Origin of the sequence: Inhella inkyongensis (assembly GCF_005952805.1) — a bacterium.
GTDB lineage: Bacteria > Pseudomonadota > Gammaproteobacteria > Burkholderiales > Burkholderiaceae_C > Inhella > Inhella inkyongensis.
In genome coordinates this window covers 2,717,815-2,733,468 of the sequence record NZ_CP040709.1, presented here as the reverse complement: position 1 = coordinate 2,733,468, position 15,654 = coordinate 2,717,815, and the positions used below count along the sequence as shown (strand labels likewise).

The 15,654-nt window shown below is 64.2% G+C and carries 16 protein-coding genes and 1 tRNA gene; 11 read left to right on the top strand and 6 right to left on the bottom strand.

Features of this window, described 5'->3' with window-relative positions; all coding sequences use genetic code 11:
* Positions 1 to 45 precede the first annotated feature (45 nt).
* Positions 46 to 942 carry an archaetidylserine decarboxylase gene (gene asd / locus FF090_RS12895; RefSeq protein ID WP_138857108.1) on the top strand — a complete coding sequence of 299 codons (897 nt, stop codon included), beginning with the start codon at positions 46 to 48 and terminating at the stop codon, positions 940 to 942.
* 22 nt (positions 943 to 964) lie between these two features.
* On the top strand, positions 965 to 1,843 hold the full coding sequence (locus tag FF090_RS12890; RefSeq protein WP_138857107.1) for a UDP-2,3-diacylglucosamine diphosphatase: 879 nt from the start codon (positions 965 to 967) through the stop codon (positions 1,841 to 1,843).
* A 15-nt stretch (positions 1,844 to 1,858) separates the two neighbouring features.
* Here the strand turns inward: FF090_RS12890 and FF090_RS12885 are convergent, their stop codons facing one another.
* Entirely contained in the window at positions 1,859 to 2,083 is a 225-nt protein-coding gene (locus FF090_RS12885) for a cold-shock protein (protein ID WP_138857106.1), read from the bottom strand.
* A gap of 258 nt (positions 2,084 to 2,341) precedes the next feature.
* Between FF090_RS12885 and clpS the strand changes: the two genes are divergently transcribed.
* Genes clpS through FF090_RS12870 form a run of 3 tightly spaced genes read left to right on the top strand, consistent with a single transcriptional unit; the run spans position 2,342 to position 6,732 of the window.
* Positions 2,342 to 2,704, top strand: coding sequence for an ATP-dependent Clp protease adapter ClpS (gene clpS / locus FF090_RS12880; RefSeq protein ID WP_138857105.1), 363 nt, complete (start codon positions 2,342 to 2,344; stop codon positions 2,702 to 2,704).
* The gene (gene clpA / locus FF090_RS12875; RefSeq protein ID WP_138857104.1) at positions 2,701 to 5,037 is read left to right on the top strand and encodes an ATP-dependent Clp protease ATP-binding subunit ClpA; all 2,337 of its coding nucleotides are present in this window, start codon (positions 2,701 to 2,703) and stop codon (positions 5,035 to 5,037) included. Before clpS ends, clpA begins: the two co-directional genes overlap by 4 nt.
* A gap of 36 nt (positions 5,038 to 5,073) precedes the next feature.
* Positions 5,074 to 6,732 carry a GGDEF domain-containing protein gene (locus FF090_RS12870; protein ID WP_138857103.1) on the top strand — a complete coding sequence of 553 codons (1,659 nt, stop codon included), beginning with the start codon at positions 5,074 to 5,076 and terminating at the stop codon, positions 6,730 to 6,732.
* Here FF090_RS12870 and FF090_RS12865 read toward each other — a convergent pair.
* The 5 genes from FF090_RS12865 to FF090_RS12845 form a co-directional block, all read right to left on the bottom strand.
* Positions 6,659 to 7,450 (bottom strand): M90 family metallopeptidase, encoded by a 792-nt coding sequence (locus tag FF090_RS12865; RefSeq protein ID WP_246071415.1) that lies wholly within the window; start codon positions 7,448 to 7,450, stop codon positions 6,659 to 6,661. The two genes, FF090_RS12870 and FF090_RS12865, sit on opposite strands and share 74 nt — an antisense overlap.
* Positions 7,447 to 8,100 carry a UDP-2,3-diacylglucosamine diphosphatase gene (locus FF090_RS12860; RefSeq protein WP_246071414.1) on the bottom strand — a complete coding sequence of 218 codons (654 nt, stop codon included), beginning with the start codon at positions 8,098 to 8,100 and terminating at the stop codon, positions 7,447 to 7,449. Before FF090_RS12860 ends, FF090_RS12865 begins: the two co-directional genes overlap by 4 nt.
* A 95-nt stretch (positions 8,101 to 8,195) precedes the next feature.
* Positions 8,196 to 8,696, bottom strand: coding sequence for a peptidylprolyl isomerase (locus FF090_RS12855; protein ID WP_138857100.1), 501 nt, complete (start codon positions 8,694 to 8,696; stop codon positions 8,196 to 8,198).
* Complete coding sequence (locus FF090_RS12850; RefSeq protein ID WP_138857099.1) at positions 8,693 to 9,250, bottom strand: peptidylprolyl isomerase; 558 nt, start codon at positions 9,248 to 9,250, stop codon at positions 8,693 to 8,695. The genes FF090_RS12855 and FF090_RS12850 overlap by 4 nt, the downstream gene beginning before the upstream one ends.
* 3 nt (positions 9,251 to 9,253) lie before the next feature.
* On the bottom strand, positions 9,254 to 9,763 hold the full coding sequence (locus tag FF090_RS12845; RefSeq protein ID WP_138857098.1) for a tetratricopeptide repeat protein: 510 nt from the start codon (positions 9,761 to 9,763) through the stop codon (positions 9,254 to 9,256).
* A gap of 213 nt (positions 9,764 to 9,976) precedes the next feature.
* Between FF090_RS12845 and cysS the strand changes: the two genes are divergently transcribed.
* From cysS to FF090_RS12815, 6 genes are all read left to right on the top strand, one after another.
* Positions 9,977 to 11,356 (top strand): cysteine--tRNA ligase, encoded by a 1,380-nt coding sequence (gene cysS / locus FF090_RS12840; protein ID WP_138857097.1) that lies wholly within the window; start codon positions 9,977 to 9,979, stop codon positions 11,354 to 11,356.
* Positions 11,356 to 12,003, top strand: coding sequence for a DNA-3-methyladenine glycosylase family protein (locus FF090_RS12835; protein ID WP_138857096.1), 648 nt, complete (start codon positions 11,356 to 11,358; stop codon positions 12,001 to 12,003). The genes cysS and FF090_RS12835 overlap by 1 nt, the downstream gene beginning before the upstream one ends.
* Positions 12,004 to 12,112: 109 nt before the next feature.
* Complete coding sequence (locus tag FF090_RS12830; protein ID WP_138857095.1) at positions 12,113 to 13,084, top strand: acetyl-CoA carboxylase carboxyltransferase subunit alpha; 972 nt, start codon at positions 12,113 to 12,115, stop codon at positions 13,082 to 13,084.
* A gap of 7 nt (positions 13,085 to 13,091) precedes the next feature.
* Positions 13,092 to 14,075 carry a tRNA lysidine(34) synthetase TilS gene (tilS, locus tag FF090_RS12825; protein WP_175423649.1) on the top strand — a complete coding sequence of 328 codons (984 nt, stop codon included), beginning with the start codon at positions 13,092 to 13,094 and terminating at the stop codon, positions 14,073 to 14,075.
* 87 nt (positions 14,076 to 14,162) lie between these two features.
* Entirely contained in the window at positions 14,163 to 15,434 is a 1,272-nt protein-coding gene (locus FF090_RS12820) for an aspartate kinase (RefSeq protein WP_138857093.1), read from the top strand.
* Between the two features lie 30 nt (positions 15,435 to 15,464).
* Positions 15,465 to 15,557, top strand: a tRNA-Ser gene (locus tag FF090_RS12815).
* The last annotated feature ends 97 nt before the right edge of the window (positions 15,558 to 15,654 follow it).

The window sequence follows — 15,654 nt, the reverse complement described above, 5'->3', positions numbered from 1 at the left end:
CGACACTGCGAGAGCTTCGGTGTAGCCCTTTGACTTGACGCCTCGATGAAAAACCAGACCCACGCCTTGCCCAAGCGCCGCTGGCGCGATGCCCTGTTGCTCAATGAGGACTTGAACTTCCTGCTCACCAACCGCATCCCGCGGCGCTGGGCCACCCAGGCCATGGGCTGGTGGTCCGGCATTCGCTCGCCCTGGCTGACGCGGGCGTCCATCGCCCTCTGGCGCCTGTTCACCGACCTGGACTTGAGCGAAGCCAAACACAGCAAGTTCCATAGCCTGCGCGAGTGCTTCATCCGTGAGCTCAAGCCGGGCGCGCGCCCGATTGCGGACGGGCCGGAGTGGCTCACCAGCCCCTGTGACGCCTTGGTGGGGGCGTGCGGCCCGATTGCCCAGGGCCTGGTGCTGCAGGCCAAGGGCATGCCCTATACGCTGAGCGAGTTGCTAGGAAGTGCCGCCGATGCGGTCGAGTTCGAGGGCGGTCAGTTTGTGACCCTGCGCCTGACCTCCGCGATGTACCACCGCTTGCACGCCCCGGATGCCGGGCGCATCGAGCAGGTGCGCTACATCAGCGGTGACACGTGGAATGTCAATCCCATCGCGCTGGCGCGCATCGAGCGCCTGTTCTGCCGCAATGAGCGGGCCGTGATGCGCCTGCGCCTGCACGACGGCCCACAACTGCTGATGGTGCCGGTGGCGGCCATCCTGGTGGCTAGCCTGCGGCTGCATTGCCTGGGCGATGAGCCCTATCCACGCCGCCGGGGCGCCTGCGAGACGCCCTGTGCCGCCCAGGTGCAGCGGGGCGAGGAACTGGGCTGGTTCGAGCATGGCTCCACCGTGGTGATGCTGCTGCCCCCCGGGTTTGAGCTGTTGAGTGGCGAGGGGCAGACATTGCGCATGGGTCAGGCGCTTGTACGTCGCTTGCCCGTCATCAGGGCGTCTTGAAGGACAGACAGCATGGCGGTCCATGCGACGCGACCTTCCCCTGGATTTGACCGTTGACCTGAATGCAGACCCCAGGCTGCAACCCGGCCCAGCCCATCCGGCTGAAGAGGCTGAGTCCGGGGACTTGCGGATGCGAACGGTCTGGATCTCCGACTTGCACCTGGGGACGCCGGGGTGCCAGGCGGGCGCGCTGCTCGACTTCTTGAAGCGGGTCGACTGCGACACCCTCTATCTGGTGGGCGACATCATCGATGGCTGGCAGTTGCGGCGGCAGTGGTACTGGCCGCAGCAGCACAACGACGTGGTGCAAAAGCTGCTCCGCAAGGTGCGCAAGGGCACGCGGGTGGTCTTTGTGCCGGGCAATCATGACGAGTTTGCGCGCCGCTATCTGGGGCATAGCTTTGGTGGTATCGAGGTGCAGGAGGAGGCCATTCATATCCTGGCCGATGGCCGCCGGCTGTGGGTTACCCACGGTGACCGGTTTGACGGTGTGGTGCAGTGCGCTCGCTGGTTGGCCCATCTGGGCGACTGGGCCTACACGCGGGTGCTGTCCTGGAACCACTGGTTGAACTCAGCCCGGGCTCGGCTGGGCCTGCCGTACTGGAGCTTGTCGCGCTACCTCAAGCTCAAGGTCAAGCGCGCGGTGGCCTATGTGGACGACTTCGAGGTGGCCGTGGCGCGGGAAGCCAAGGCTCGTGGCTTGGACGGGGTGGTCTGCGGCCACATCCACCATGCCGAGTTGCGGCAGGTGGAGGGCGTGCTCTACGCCAACGATGGCGACTGGGTCGAGAGCCTGACCGCGCTGGCCGAGCATCCGGATGGCCGGCTGGAAATCCTCGACTGGGGCGCACGAAGTGCGCGCCCCCAGGCCCTCAAGCTGTTGACGGCTGCGGCCAGCTGAACGGGTTTGCGGCTCTCAGGAAGGGGCTGAGTTGCTGGCCACCGGCATGATGTTGTGTGCCAGCAGACCCTTGGGGCCTTCGACGGTTTCAAAGGACACGGTGCTGCCCTGTCGCAGGGTGCGAAAGCCTTCCATCTGGATGGCACTGAAGTGCGCAAACACGTCGGCGCCCCCGCCCTCAGGTTCGATGAAGCCGAAGCCTTTGGTGTCGTTGAACCATTTCACCGTTCCGATGGGCATGGGTTTCTCCCGGGGCTGAAGAGGGGGCCGACCGGGCCCAAAACAAGGGGGCTTGGCGGCGAGGGCGGCATTGTTGGAAAGCGGCTCGCGCCGCGTCACTCCGTAACTGCCCCATCCGGATTCACCCGCAAGGCTTGAAGCCGGGTGGCCAGCCCCCAATTCAAGGTTTGGACGAAGCGGGAGGCGGTCAACAATGGGCGCCAGATCGACAAGCCCACGCAAACCACTTTCTCCTAGGTAGCTCCCTAGAATCGGCGCATGCCTTCGTCGCTATTTCTATCCGCTTTGCCGCCGGGCTCTCCACCACCGAGCCCGCCCGATGAGGGCGCCGGTGCGGTCGCCGTCGAGCGATTGGCGCAGCGCACCGAGCCGCCGCGCCTTTATCAAGTCTTTATGTTGAATGACGACTTCACGCCGATGGAGTTCGTGGTGATGGTGTTGCAGGAGTATTTCCGCCACGATCTGGACAGTGCCACGCTGATCATGCTGAAGATTCACCACGAAGGTCGGGGCGTCTGTGGGGTCTACTCCAAGGACGTCGCGGCCACCAAAGTCGAACTGGTGCTGGACGCTGCCAAGCGCGCCGGTCACCCCCTTCAATGCGTCATGGAGCCCACATGATTGCCCAGGAACTGGAAGTCAGTCTGCATATGGCCTTCGTGGACGCGCGTCAGCAGCGCCACGAGTTCATCACCGTTGAGCACCTGCTGATGGCCTTGCTCGACAACCCCTCGGCGGCCGAAGTGCTGCGGGCCTGTGCGGCGCAGATCGAGGATCTGCGCAAGAGCCTGGCGCAGTTCATCAAGGACAACACGCCGACTGTGGGGGGCACCGAGGAGGTGGACACCCAGCCCACACTGGGTTTCCAGCGCGTGATCCAACGCGCCATCATGCATGTGCAGAGCACCGGCAATGGCAAGAAAGAAGTGACCGGCGCCAATGTGCTGGTGGCGATCTTTGGCGAGAAGGATTCACACGCCGTCTATTACCTGCACCAGCAGGGCGTCACCCGCCTGGATGTGGTGAACTTCATCGCCCATGGCATCCGCAAGACCGACGCCCCCGAGCCGCCCAAGGGGCCCGAGGGCAAGCCTGAGGGCGAGGGGCAGCAGGGCGGTGAGGAGGCCGAGGGCCAACCGGCCAAGGCTTCGCCCCTGGAGCAGTTCACCCACAACCTGAATGCGGCCGCCAAGGATGGCCGCATCGACCCCTTGATTGGCCGCGAGCACGAAGTCGAGCGGGTGATTCAGGTGCTGTGCCGCCGCCGCAAGAACAATCCGCTGTTGGTGGGCGAGGCAGGCGTGGGCAAAACGGCGATTGCCGAGGGCCTGGCTTGGCGGATCACCGAAGGCGCTGTGCCCGAGGTGTTGGCCGACAGCGTGGTCTATTCCTTGGACATGGGTGCCTTGTTGGCCGGTACCAAGTACCGGGGCGATTTCGAGCAGCGACTGAAGGCGGTGCTGAAGCAGCTGAAGGATCAGCCTGGGGCTGTGCTTTTCATCGATGAGATCCACACCCTGATCGGCGCCGGCGCGGCCAGCGGCGGCACGCTGGACGCCAGCAACTTGCTCAAGCCGGCGCTGTCCAACGGGCAGCTCAAGTGCATCGGCGCCACCACCTTCACCGAGTACCGCGGCATTTTTGAGAAGGACGCGGCGCTCTCGCGGCGCTTCCAAAAGGTCGATGTGATCGAGCCCACGGTCAGCCAGACGGTGGAGATCCTCAAGGGACTGAAGAGCCGTTTTGAGGAACACCACGCGGTCAAGTACGCGCTGGGGGCGCTGGAGGCTGCGGCCGAGCTCTCGCACAAATTCATCAACGACCGCTATCTGCCCGACAAAGCCATCGACGTCATCGACGAGGCGGGTGCGGCGCAGCGCATCCTGCCGGCCAGCAAGCGCAAGAAGACCATCACGCGCAGCGAGGTCGAGGACATCGTGTCCAAGATCGCCCGCATTCCGCCGGCGACCGTCAATAGCGACGACCGCGGCAAGCTCAAGAGTCTGGAGCGTGACCTCAAGGCGACTGTGTTTGGGCAGGACCCCGCTATTGAGGCCCTGGCCGCCAGCATCAAGATGGCGCGCTCCGGCTTGGGCAAACCCGACAAGCCGATCGGCGCCTTCCTGTTCAGCGGCCCCACCGGCGTGGGCAAGACCGAGGTGGCCAAGCAACTGGCCTTCATCCTCGGCATCGAGCTGATTCGCTTTGACATGAGCGAGTACATGGAGCGCCATACGGTCAGTCGCCTGATTGGCGCGCCTCCTGGCTATGTGGGCTTTGACCAGGGCGGGTTGATGACCGAGGCGGTCACCAAGAAGCCCCACGCGGTGCTGCTGTTGGATGAAATCGAGAAGGCACACCCGGACGTCTTCAATGTCCTGCTGCAGGTGATGGATCACGGCACCCTGACCGACAACAACGGGCGCAAGGCCGACTTCCGCAACGTCATCATCGTGATGACCACCAATGCGGGCGCTGAGGCCCTGCAAAAGGCCACCATCGGCTTCACCAATGAGCGCCAGCTCGGTGATGAGATGGCGGACATCAAGCGGCTCTTCACACCGGAGTTCCGCAATCGCCTGGACGGCATCATCAGCTTCCGCTCGCTGGACAGCGACATCATCTTGCGCGTGGTGGACAAGTTCCTGCTGCAACTTGAAGGTCAGCTGGCCGAGAAGAAGGTCGATGTCACCTTCACCGATGGCCTGCGCCAGCATCTGGGCAAGAAGGGCTTTGATCCGCTGATGGGCGCGCGACCGATGCAGCGCTTGATCCAAGACACCATCCGGCGCGCGCTGGCCGATGAGCTGTTGTTTGGACGTTTGGTGGATGGCGGCCGTTTGACCGTGGATGTGGACGACCAGGGACAGGTGCAACTCGACATCCAGCCCAATCCACCGCCCAAGGGCAAGGGCAAGGCAGATCGCAACACCGAGCCAGCGGCTGCGGGCTAGCGACGGGGCCGGGCTCTTAGCGCTTGGGGATCGTTCATGTCGCTGCCCAGTGACTGTTCCGAGGCGCTAGTTGCCTGTGAGCGGCTGGCGGCGGCAGGCCAGGTTCAGTCCTGTCTGGCGAAGTCTCAAGCCCTGTTGGCGCAGGCCCAGTCGCTGAAGCTGGAACGCCTGCAGGGGCAGGCGGGTCACTGGCTGGCGCATAGCCTGCTGCGCCAGGGCGAGTTGGATGCCTGTCGCCAGGCTGGACAGGCTGCGCTGGGCTGTTTGACCGGCCTGCCTGACTGGCGTTCGCGGGTGCATTGCACGCTCACCTTGGCTTGCGCGCAGGCGCTTGCCTACCCGGAGGCCTTGCATCACGCCGATCAGGCGCTGCGGGAGGCTGAACTCAGCGGCAACGCCAAACTCAAGGCCTGGGCTTTGAATCGTTTGGGCGCGACGCAAGTGGATCTGGGCGATACCCGTCAGGGTCGTGCGCTCTTGCAGCAGTCGCTGGAAATGGCGCGTCAGCACGCTGACCTGGAACTGCAGTTTGCGGCCCACAACAATCTAGGGACCTATTTGAATTGGCGCTCGCTGGGGCGCTTGGCGCCCGGCGAGACGCATGAGGAGGCGTTGACTCTGGCGGCAGAGCATCTGCGCCTGGCGCAGGAGTTGGCCCAGCGCATGGGGCATCCGGTGGCCCTGGCCTTGAGTGAGGCCAACTTGGCATGGCTGCTGCGAGAACAGGGCGATCTGCCGGCCTCGCTGACGCACGCTCGTCAAGCGCTCGAGTTGGCTCAGGCCGCCAGCCTGGCGCAGGTGGCTTCCCATGCCCGGCTGGAGGAGGCCCTGACGCTGATTGAGCTGGGCGATGCACAGGCCGCGCACGTCCTTTTGCAACTCAACTCGGCCGGCCTTTCGGCGCGCGATCACTGGGGGCAGATGAGCCACTGGCGCGCCTTGGTGCAGGCCCAGCGAGCCCTCCAGTTGTTTGAACCCGCGCTGCACTCGCAGCAGCGCTATTACGAGTTGGCAATGGATGAGGTGCGGGTGCGCAATGAGTTGCATCTGTTGATGTTGCGCCGTCAACATGAACTGGATCTGGCTCGCGCGCAGGCCCACCGCGCCAAGCTGGAAGCGGAGATGCAGCGTCTGCGGGCCGAGCAGATGCGCCGTGAGGCGCACGAGGACATGCTCACCGGCCTTTACAACCGCCGCTTTGTGGCTGAGCAGTTGCCCGTGCTGAGGGTGCGGTCGCAAGCGCTGGGCCGACCCTTGCTGGCGCTGATGCTGGATGTGGATCACTTCAAGCAGGTCAACGACCGCTTGGGGCATCGGGCTGGTGACCAAGTGCTGCGCGAGCTCGGCAGCTTGCTGCTGCAGCACACCCGGGTCAGTGATCTGGCGGCGCGCATGGGGGGCGAAGAGTTTTTGCTCTTGATGCCCGACACCGAGCCGTCGCGTGCCCTGGACGTGGCCGAGCGATTGCGCACACGGGTGGCCGAGCACGACTGGGGGCCGTTGGCACCTGGCCAGCAGGTCACGATCAGCTTGGGCCTGGCCCCGGTGGCCGAGGGCGAAGCCGCGCTCGAGCCCGCCGATGCGGCGCTCTACCGGGCCAAGGCAGAGGGTCGCAATTGCGTCAGGTGCAGCTGGCCGGATCCTGGCGGAAGTAGCGCGCCAGCAAGGCATACAGCACCGGGTCCTCTTGTCTGAGCGCCGCGCCGCGCACAAAGAATGCTTCGCCGGCCACGGCAAAAAATTCATCCAGCGCCGGCACACCATAGGCATCGATGCAGCTGGGTTCGCGGTGGGCAATGCGGTCGGCAAAGCGGTCCCAAGCCAGCGGTAACTCGCGCAACCAGTCTTGGGCCAGGATTCGCTCGTCGATGGCAGGCAGGCCATCGCAGGCGCCATTGCTGAGATCGAGCAGGTGGATGAATTCGTGGATCACGACGTTGAACACGGGTTCGTCGCCGGGTGCACTGCAGCGCACCGACTCCCAACTCAACATCAGCGGGCCACCGGGCATGGCCTCGCCGGCCAACTCTTCCTGCCATTGGTGGACCACGCCGTGGTCGTCCACGTCCTCCCGCTGGGCCACCACGTCGCCGGGATGCAGCACGATGCCCACCTGCGAGCCATAGAGTTCCAGGCTCAGGTGCAGGATCGGCAGGCAGGCTTGGGCTGCCACAGCCAGGGCCATGGCGTCAGTGAGCTCGAGACCGCCGACCGTATGGAAGCGTTTGCGCGCCAGGAACAGGCTGCAGAGCCGGCGCAGCTGCGCTCGGTCCGCCTCGCTGCGAGCGGCGATGAAGGGGTGATCCCGCAGCATGTCCATCCATAGCGGCTCAGGGATTGCAAAGCGGCGCAATAGGCGCGTCTCGCGCCACTGCCTCCAGCGCTGCCAGATGCGCAGGGGGTGAAGGCTCAAAGGGCTTGCCGACGCCAGCCGCTGGGCTCCAGCAGCAGCCATTCGCCGCGCTGGGCATGCTCGAAGTCCCAGTCGCTCAGGACTAAGCGCTGGCCGTTCGCCAGCGCGTGCTGCCCTGGCCGGTGGGTGTGGCCGTGCAACAGGGTTTGCGCGTGGTGGAGGATCAGGAGTTGTTGGCAGGCTGCGGGGTCCAGGTCGCCATAACTCTCAACACCGCCGTGGGCCTTCCGGCTGGCCTCACGCATTTGGCGCGCCAGGGCCAGGCGCTGGGGTAGGGGCTGGCTCAGAAAGCTTTGCTGCCAGTTGGCTTGACGCACCTGGGCGCGAAAGGCTTGGTAGGCGCTGTCGTCCAGGCATTGCTCGTCGCCATGCACCAGCACCACGCGCTGCCGGCAGGCCTCCAGCCGGCAGACCTCGGCGAGCAACTGCATGCCGCAGGCCTGCGCCATGTGCCCGCCCAGCAAGAAGTCGCGATTGCCATGTTGGAAATAGAGCGGCATGCGCTGCCCACAGGCCCGCAACACTTGGGCCAGCTCCTGCGCCCAGGGCAGCTCCAGGGCGTCGTCGCCCACCCAGGCCTCCACCAAGTCGCCCAGGATGAAGAGGGCGTCGGCCTGCAGCGTCTGCAGCCCTTGGCGCAAAGCGGCCAAGGTGGCAGGCGTGTCCTCGCTCAGATGGAGATCGGAGATGAAAGCAAGGCGCCGCCACGAGGGCGGCGCCTGCACTTCCTGCAAGGGCAGAGTGCTCAGAGCTCGATCGCCTTTTCGATGACGATGGCTTCCAGCGGCACATCGTCATGGAAGCCGGCGCGGCCGGTCTTGACCTTGCCCAGGGTGTCCACCAGCTCCATGCCGTCAACCACCTTGCCGAACACGGCGTAACCCCAGCCCGAGGCGGACTCGCTCTTGAAGTTCAGGAAGTCGTTGTCCACGGTGTTGATGAAGAACTGCGACGAGGCCGAGTGCGGCGCATTGGTGCGCGCCATGGCCAGGGTGTACTTCAAGTTCTTCAGGCCGTTGTTGGCCTCGTTCTGAATCGGAGCCTCGGTGGGCTTTTGCTGCATGTCCTGGGTGAAGCCGCCGCCCTGGATCATGAAGCTCTTGATGACGCGGTGAAAGATCGTGCCGTCGTAATGGCCGCGGCGCACATAGCCGAGGAAGTTCTCGGACGAAATGGGGGCCTTTTCGGTGTCCAGCTCGATGCGGATCACGCCCTTGTTGGTGTGCAGTTCGACTTGCTTGCTCATTTCTTGCCTTCCACAGTGGCTTTGAGAATCAGGATGGGGGTTTCGGGCACATTGCTGTGCATGCCGCGATCGGTCACAGCGACGGCGCGGATCTTGTCCACCACCTCCATGCCCTCGATCACCTGGGCAAACACGGCATAGCCGTGGCCGTCCGGCGCATTGGCGGCGTCCAGACGGCTGTTGTCGGCCACATTGATGAAGAACTGTGCGGTGGCGGAGTCCGGCACCATGGTGCGGGCCATGGCGACGGAGCCGCGCTGATTGGACAGTCCGTTCTGGGATTCGAGCGGGATGGGCTTCTTGGTGGGCTTTTGGCTCAGGTCGGGCTTGAAGCCGCCACCCTGGATCATGAAGCCGTCGATCACGCGGTGAAAGATGGTGCCGTTGTAGTGTCCGGCCTTCACATAGGCCAGGAAGTTGGCGACGGTCTTCGGGGCCTTGTCGGCCGCCAACTGGATCTTGATGTCACCCAAGCTGGTCTTGAGCGTCACGGTCTGGGCCTGAGCCGTCAGGGCCGCCAGGCCGATCAACAGGGTCGCAATGAATTTGTGCATGGGTCAGTTTGCGCTAGGGCGCAGGATCTGTTCGAGTTGGCGAGTCTTGAGTTGCAGGCGGGCTGCGGGCTGGATTTTGGCCGCCTGGCCATAGGCGCGTTGGGCCAGGTGCAGCAGCACATCGCCCAGGTTTTCCTGGGCCTGGGCGTGCTCGGGCTGCAGTTGCACCGCCAGCTGCAGGCCGCGCAGGGCGGCGTCAAGTTCACCGCGCTGGGCCTGGATCACGGCCAGGTTGTTGAGGCCTTCCGCGTGATCGGGAAAGTCCTGCACCAGGGCACGCAGAAGGGTCTCGGCGCGGCGCAGGTCGCCACGCTCTTGCACCATCCAGGCCAGGGTGAAGCGAGGCCGCGCGGCTAGCGGGTTTTGCGCCATCGCCGCCTCCACCAGTTCGATGGCCTGGGCTTGGCGACCGGAGTACCACTGCGTTTGCGCCTGATCCAGTGTGGACTGGCTGCGCGCCGGTGAACCCCATAGCGCGGTCAACAGCAAGGTGGCGGAGAGCAGGGTGCGCATGGGCGAGGCCGGTCAGAGGGGCAGGTCGAGAAGTGGCGGAAGTTGCCTGCCCAAAAAATAGGCACTGGCTATACTGAGCGGCCATTCTAGGGAGGCTGCGATGCCACCCGCGCCGGTCTCCCCTGGCGCCCTTCCTAGGGATGCTCCGGCCTTGTTGCCCGGGCTTCCGGCGCTACCCTCCTCGGTCTGCCCGACCGGCCACTCCGCAATCTCATGTCCCTGCGCATTTACAACTCGCTCAGCCGAGCCGTCGAAGATTTTGTGCCCTTGGTGCCCGGTGAAGCGGGGATGTATGTGTGTGGCATGACCATCTACGACCTCTGCCATGTGGGCCATGCGCGGATGATGATGGCCTTCGATGTGATCTACCGCTGGCTGGCGGCGAGCGGTTATCGCGTCACCTATGTGCGCAACATCACCGACATCGACGACAAGATCATCAAGCGTGCGCTGGAGCGCGGCATGACGATTCGTGCCCTGACCGACGAGATGATTGCCGCCATGCGCGAGGACATCTCTGCGCTGGGCATTGCCACGCCCACCATCGAGCCGCGAGCCACCGACTACGTGCCGCAGATGATCAGCCTGATCGAGCGGCTGGAGGGCAAGGGCTTGGCTTACCAGGCCGAGAACGGCGACGTCAATTACGCCGTGCGCAAGTTCCCAGGCTATGGTCGCTTGAGCGGCAAGTCTTTGGACGATCTGCGGGCGGGCGAGCGCGTGGAGGTGGACCGCGGCAAGCAGGATCCGCTGGACTTCGTGCTGTGGAAGGCCGCCAAGGCGGACGAGCCTGAGGACGCCAAGTTCCCCGGCGGTGCCTACGGTCAAGGGCGTCCGGGTTGGCATATCGAGTGCTCGGCCATGAGTTGCGCCACGTTGGGCGAGACCTTTGACATTCATGGCGGCGGGATGGACCTGCAGTTCCCTCATCATGAGAACGAGATCGCCCAAAGCGAAGGGGCCACGGGCACGACCTTTGCACGCTACTGGATGCACAACGGCTTCCTGAACGTGGATGACGAAAAGATGTCCAAGAGCTTGGGCAACTTCTTCACCATCCGCGAGGTGCTGCAGCGCTATGACGGTGAGACCCTGCGCTTCTTCATGCTGCGCACGCACTATCGCCGGCCTTTCAACTTTTCGGATGTGCATATCGAGGATGCGCGCCAGGGCCTGCGCCGGCTCTACACCGCCTTGGACAAGGTCAATGGCCGAGTGATTGAAACCATCGACTGGAACCAACCGGCCGCCGCCGCCTTCAAGGCTGCGATGGACGAAGACTTCAACACGCCGCAGGCACTGGCGGTCTTGTTCGAGTTGGCCGGCGAAGTCAATCGCAGCGCATCGCAGGAAGCGGCGGGTCTGCTCAAAGCCTTGGGCGCGACGCTGGGCATCCTGCAGGGATCGCCGCGCGACTATTTGCAGGGCGGTGCCGCCATTGATACGGCATGGATTGAGTCGCGCATTGCCGCGCGCGTGGCAGCCAAGGCCGCACGCGACTTTGTGCAGGCCGATGCCATTCGCGCTGAACTGGCCGCTCGTGGCATCACCCTGAAAGATGGGCCCGAGGGCACCACCTGGGTGGCTGCCTGATGGCGCCCAAGCTGGGCGTGACGCCCGATTACTGGGACGAGGCTTGCCGCCACTTGGGCAAGCGCGACCGGGTGATGAAGAAGTTGATCCCGCAGTTTGGCGAAGCCAGGCTGCAGAACAAGGGTGACGCCTTCACCACCCTGGCGCGATCGATCGTCGGCCAGCAGATCTCGGTCAAGGCAGCCCAATCGGTCTGGGAGCGCTTCGCGGCTTTGGTGGGCGGGCCCAGCCACAAATTGGCACCGGGGGCGGTGTTGGCTCACGAAGTGGCGGGCCTGCGCGAGGCAGGCTTGTCGGTTCGGAAGGCGGAGTACCTGCGTGACCTGGCCAGTCATTTCGAAGCCGGCAGCGTGCATGTGCGCCAATGGGCGCAGATGGACGATGAAGCCATCATCGAAGAGTTGGTGGCGATTCGTGGCATCGGGCGCTGGACCGCCGAAATGTTCCTGATCTTTCACCTGATGCGCCCCAACGTGCTGCCTTTGGATGACATCGGCCTGCTCAAAGGCATCAGCGTGAACTATTTTTCCGGTGAGCCGGTGTCGCGCGCCGAGGCTCGCGAGGTGGGTGAGAACTGGGCGCCCTATCGCTCGGTCGCCACCTGGTATCTCTGGCGCAGTCTGGATCCGCTGCCGGTCGAATACTGAGCGTATTGCGCGAAGCCGACCGACCGTTAGGCGTCACACGACCGACCGGTCGGAAGCCTGCGGGAAGCCCAGGATGGCCGCAGTGAACCAATCTGAGAGAATCCTCTAGATGAGCAAACGCCATTTCCTCGAATTCGAGCAGCCGATCGCCGAGCTGGAGTCCAAGATCGACGAGCTGCGCTATGTGCAAAGCGAGTCGGCGGTGGACATCTCCGAAGAGATTGATCGCCTGGCCAAGAAGAGCCAACAGCTCACCAAAGACATCTATTCCGGCATCGCGCCCTGGCAAACCTACCAGATCGCGCGCCACCCGCAGCGCCCCCAGACCCTGGACTACGCGCGCGAGGTGTTCACCGATTTCATCGAACTGCATGGCGACCGGGCTTTCGCCGATGATCTGGCCATCGTGGGCGGTCTGGCGCGCTTCAATGGTCAGGCTTGCATGGTGATTGGGCACCAGCGCGGCGCCGACGCGAAAGAGCGCGCGCTGCGCAACTTCGGCATGCCGCGCCCAGAGGGCTATCGCAAGGCTTTGCGCCTGGCCAAGTTGGCCGAGAAGTTCCGCCTGCCCGTGTTCTGCTTCATCGACACGATGGGGGCCTATCCCGGCATTGGGGCCGAGGAGCGCGGTCAGAGCGAGGCTATCGGCCGCAACATTTTTGAGTTTGCGCAGCTGGAGGTGCCTCTGATTGCGACCGTGATCGGCGAAGGCGGCTCGGGTGGCGCCTTGGCCATTGGCGTTGCCGATCAAGTGCTGATGCTGCAATTCAGCGCGTACTCTGTGATTTCGCCCGAGGGTTGTGCTTCTATTTTGTGGAAGTCGGCCGAACGGGCGTCTGAGGCGGCCGAGGCCCTGGGCATCACCGCTCATCGCCTCAAGGCTCTGGGGCTGATCGACAAGATCGTCAACGAGCCGGTGGGTGGCGCCCACCGCGACCCCAAGGCCATTGCTGCTGCGCTCAAGCGGGCGCTCACCGAGTCGTTGCGCCAGGTCGCCGACCTGTCGGTGGATGCCTTGCTGGAGCGGCGTCAAAGCCGGCTCTTGGCTTATGGGCGCTTCAGCGACACCAAGGACCGCTGAGCGGTCGGTGTCGGAGCCTAGCTTTGACGGGGCGGACCGCGAGGTCGGCCCCGTCGTTATTTCCGGGCTGCACTTTGGTGTGGCGTACAGCGCCGGACAGGACTCGACGGCGCTCTTGTGGGTGGCCGCCCGCCAAGCGGCCGCCCTGGGCTTGGGCGTTTGGGCATTGCATGTGCACCATGGCCTGATGCCGCAGGCGGACCAATGGGTAGAGGTCGCACGCCAGGGTGTTCGCCAGTTGCAAGCGCAGGGCCTGCCGGTCAGTCTCCGCATCACCCGCCTGGCCGGAGCGCCGACTCAGGGCGAGAGCGTGGAGGCTTGGGCGCGCCGAGAGCGCTACCGTGCCTTGGCGGAGATGGCCCAGGCCGAGGGCCTGGATCTGATCCTGCTGGGCCAGCATGCTGAAGACCAGGCGGAGACCGTGCTGCTGCAAGCCCTGCGCGGGGCAGGGCCGGCCGGCCTGGCCGCCATGCCTCGGCTTTGGCAGGCCCAGGGCCTGCACTGGGCAAGGCCTTGGTTGGCCCAGCCCAGGTCCAGCCTGCGCGCGGCATTGCAGGCCAGCGGGCTGCCCTCGGTGCAAGATCCCAGCAATGCTGACCTCCGCTATGCTCGGGCCCGGCTGCGCCAGCAGCTGATGCCGGGTCTGGTTCAGGCCTTTCCTCAGGCTGTGGGGGTGCTGGGCGAAGTGGCCCGGCATGCCGCCCAGGCCAAGGCCCTGGGCGAAGAGGTGGCGGCGGACGATCTGCCACTTTGCTTGGCCCCCGACGGCGCCTTGCGTCACACGGCTTGGTCCTTCTTGGGAGAGGCCCGGCGCCGCAATGTGCTGGCGGTCTGGCTGAGGCAGCACCTGCCTCAGGGTGTGCCCGTCAGCCTTTTGGACCGCTTGATGCAGGAGTGGTGCGGCTTGGGGCGGCGCTGGCCTGCCCCGGGCGGAGAGTTGCGATCGGTGCGCCGCCTGCTTCGGTTTGAGTCTTCGCATCAGACGAAGTAAGCATGGTTCGGGTTAGCCCGTATTCGCGAAATACGGCTGCTTAGAATCGAGCTCTCCCTGCGCGGCGGGGTGTTCATTCCACACACCATGGCTTTGATCGTTCATAAATACGGCGGCACCTCGATGGGCTCGACCGAGCGCATCCGTAATGTGGCCAAGCGCGTGGCCAAATGGGTGCGAGCTGGCCACCAACTGGTGGTCGTGCCTTCGGCGATGTCGGGCGAGACCAATCGCTTGCTCGGCTTGGCCAAAGAGCTTTCGCCCGAGGTGGTGACTGCGCCGATCCAACGTGAACTGGATGCGATCGCGGCCACTGGCGAGCAGGTTTCGGTCGGCCTTTTGTCGATTGCACTGCAGTCCGAGGGCATGGAGGCGGTCAGCTATAGCGGCTGGCAGGTGCCCATTCGCACGGATTCCAGCTTCACCAAGGCGCGCATCCAAAGCATTGATGACGCGCGGGTCCGTGCGGACCTGGCTGCGGGGCGTGTTGTCGTCATCACCGGTTTCCAGGGTGTGGACGAAGAGGACAACATCACCACCCTGGGGCGCGGCGGCTCGGATACTTCGGCCGTGGCGGTAGCTGCCGCCATGAAGGCCGATGAGTGCCTGATCTACACGGATGTGGACGGCGTCTACACCACAGACCCACGCATCGTCCCTGAGGCGCGGCGCCTGTCCACCATCAGTTTTGAAGAGATGCTGGAGATGGCCAGCCTGGGAAGCAAGGTGCTGCAAATCCGCTCTGTGGAGTTTGCCGGCAAGTACCGGGTGCCGCTGCGGGTGCTGTCCAGCTTCACGCCCTGGGACATCGATATCAACGAGGAAGCCAAGTCCGGCACCTTGATCACCTTTGAAGAGGACGAAAACATGGAACAAGCCGTCGTCTCCGGCATTGCCTTCAACCGCGACGAGGCCAAGGTGACCCTGCTGGGCGTGCCCGACAAACCCGGTGTGGCCTTTCAGATCCTGGGCCCCGTGGCGGATGCCAACATTGACATCGACGTCATCATTCAGAACGTCAGTCACGATGGCCGCACGGACTTCAGCTTCACCGTGCACCGCAATGACTACGCCCGTGCTCTGGATCTGCTGAAGAACAAAGTGGCACCGGCGACCGGCGCTTCGCAAGTGCTGGGAGACGCCAAGATCTGCAAGGTCAGCATCGTCGGCATCGGCATGCGCTCGCATGTGGGAGTGGCGGCGAAGATGTTCCGCTGCCTCTCGGAAGAGGGCATCAACATCCAGATGATCTCCACCAGTGAGATCAAGACCTCGGTGGTGATCGACGAGAAGTACATGGAACTGGCCGTGCGCGCGTTGCACAAAGCCTTCGATTTGGATCAGCCTGCTGAAAATTAAAATTTTTCTGCCATAATGCAGGGCTTCGCTGGAGTCGTGACCGAGTGGCCGAAGGTGCTCCCCTGCTAAGGGAGTATGTGGGCAAAACCTGCATCGAGAGTTCGAATCTCTCCGACTCCGCCAAGGATTAAAAGTCCATGAAAACGCCCTGTTGGCTTGCCAGCAGGGCGTTTTTCATTGGGCGCCGCCGGTCCCCGGCCCTAGGGGAATGCCGGATGCT

Coding starts and splice junctions, on each gene's coding strand:
- asd (WP_138857108.1), top strand. CDS start 46: ATGAAAAACCAGACCCACGCCTTGCCCAAGCGCCGCTGGCGCGATGCC.
- FF090_RS12890 (WP_138857107.1), top strand. CDS start 965: ATGCGACGCGACCTTCCCCTGGATTTGACCGTTGACCTGAATGCAGAC.
- FF090_RS12885 (WP_138857106.1), bottom strand. CDS start 2,083: ATGCCCATCGGAACGGTGAAATGGTTCAACGACACCAAAGGCTTCGGC.
- clpS (WP_138857105.1), top strand. CDS start 2,342: ATGCCTTCGTCGCTATTTCTATCCGCTTTGCCGCCGGGCTCTCCACCA.
- clpA (WP_138857104.1), top strand. CDS start 2,701: ATGATTGCCCAGGAACTGGAAGTCAGTCTGCATATGGCCTTCGTGGAC.
- FF090_RS12870 (WP_138857103.1), top strand. CDS start 5,074: ATGTCGCTGCCCAGTGACTGTTCCGAGGCGCTAGTTGCCTGTGAGCGG.
- FF090_RS12855 (WP_138857100.1), bottom strand. CDS start 8,696: ATGAGCAAGCAAGTCGAACTGCACACCAACAAGGGCGTGATCCGCATC.
- FF090_RS12850 (WP_138857099.1), bottom strand. CDS start 9,250: ATGCACAAATTCATTGCGACCCTGTTGATCGGCCTGGCGGCCCTGACG.
- FF090_RS12845 (WP_138857098.1), bottom strand. CDS start 9,763: ATGCGCACCCTGCTCTCCGCCACCTTGCTGTTGACCGCGCTATGGGGT.
- cysS (WP_138857097.1), top strand. CDS start 9,977: ATGTCCCTGCGCATTTACAACTCGCTCAGCCGAGCCGTCGAAGATTTT.
- FF090_RS12835 (WP_138857096.1), top strand. CDS start 11,356: ATGGCGCCCAAGCTGGGCGTGACGCCCGATTACTGGGACGAGGCTTGC.
- FF090_RS12830 (WP_138857095.1), top strand. CDS start 12,113: ATGAGCAAACGCCATTTCCTCGAATTCGAGCAGCCGATCGCCGAGCTG.
- FF090_RS12820 (WP_138857093.1), top strand. CDS start 14,163: ATGGCTTTGATCGTTCATAAATACGGCGGCACCTCGATGGGCTCGACC.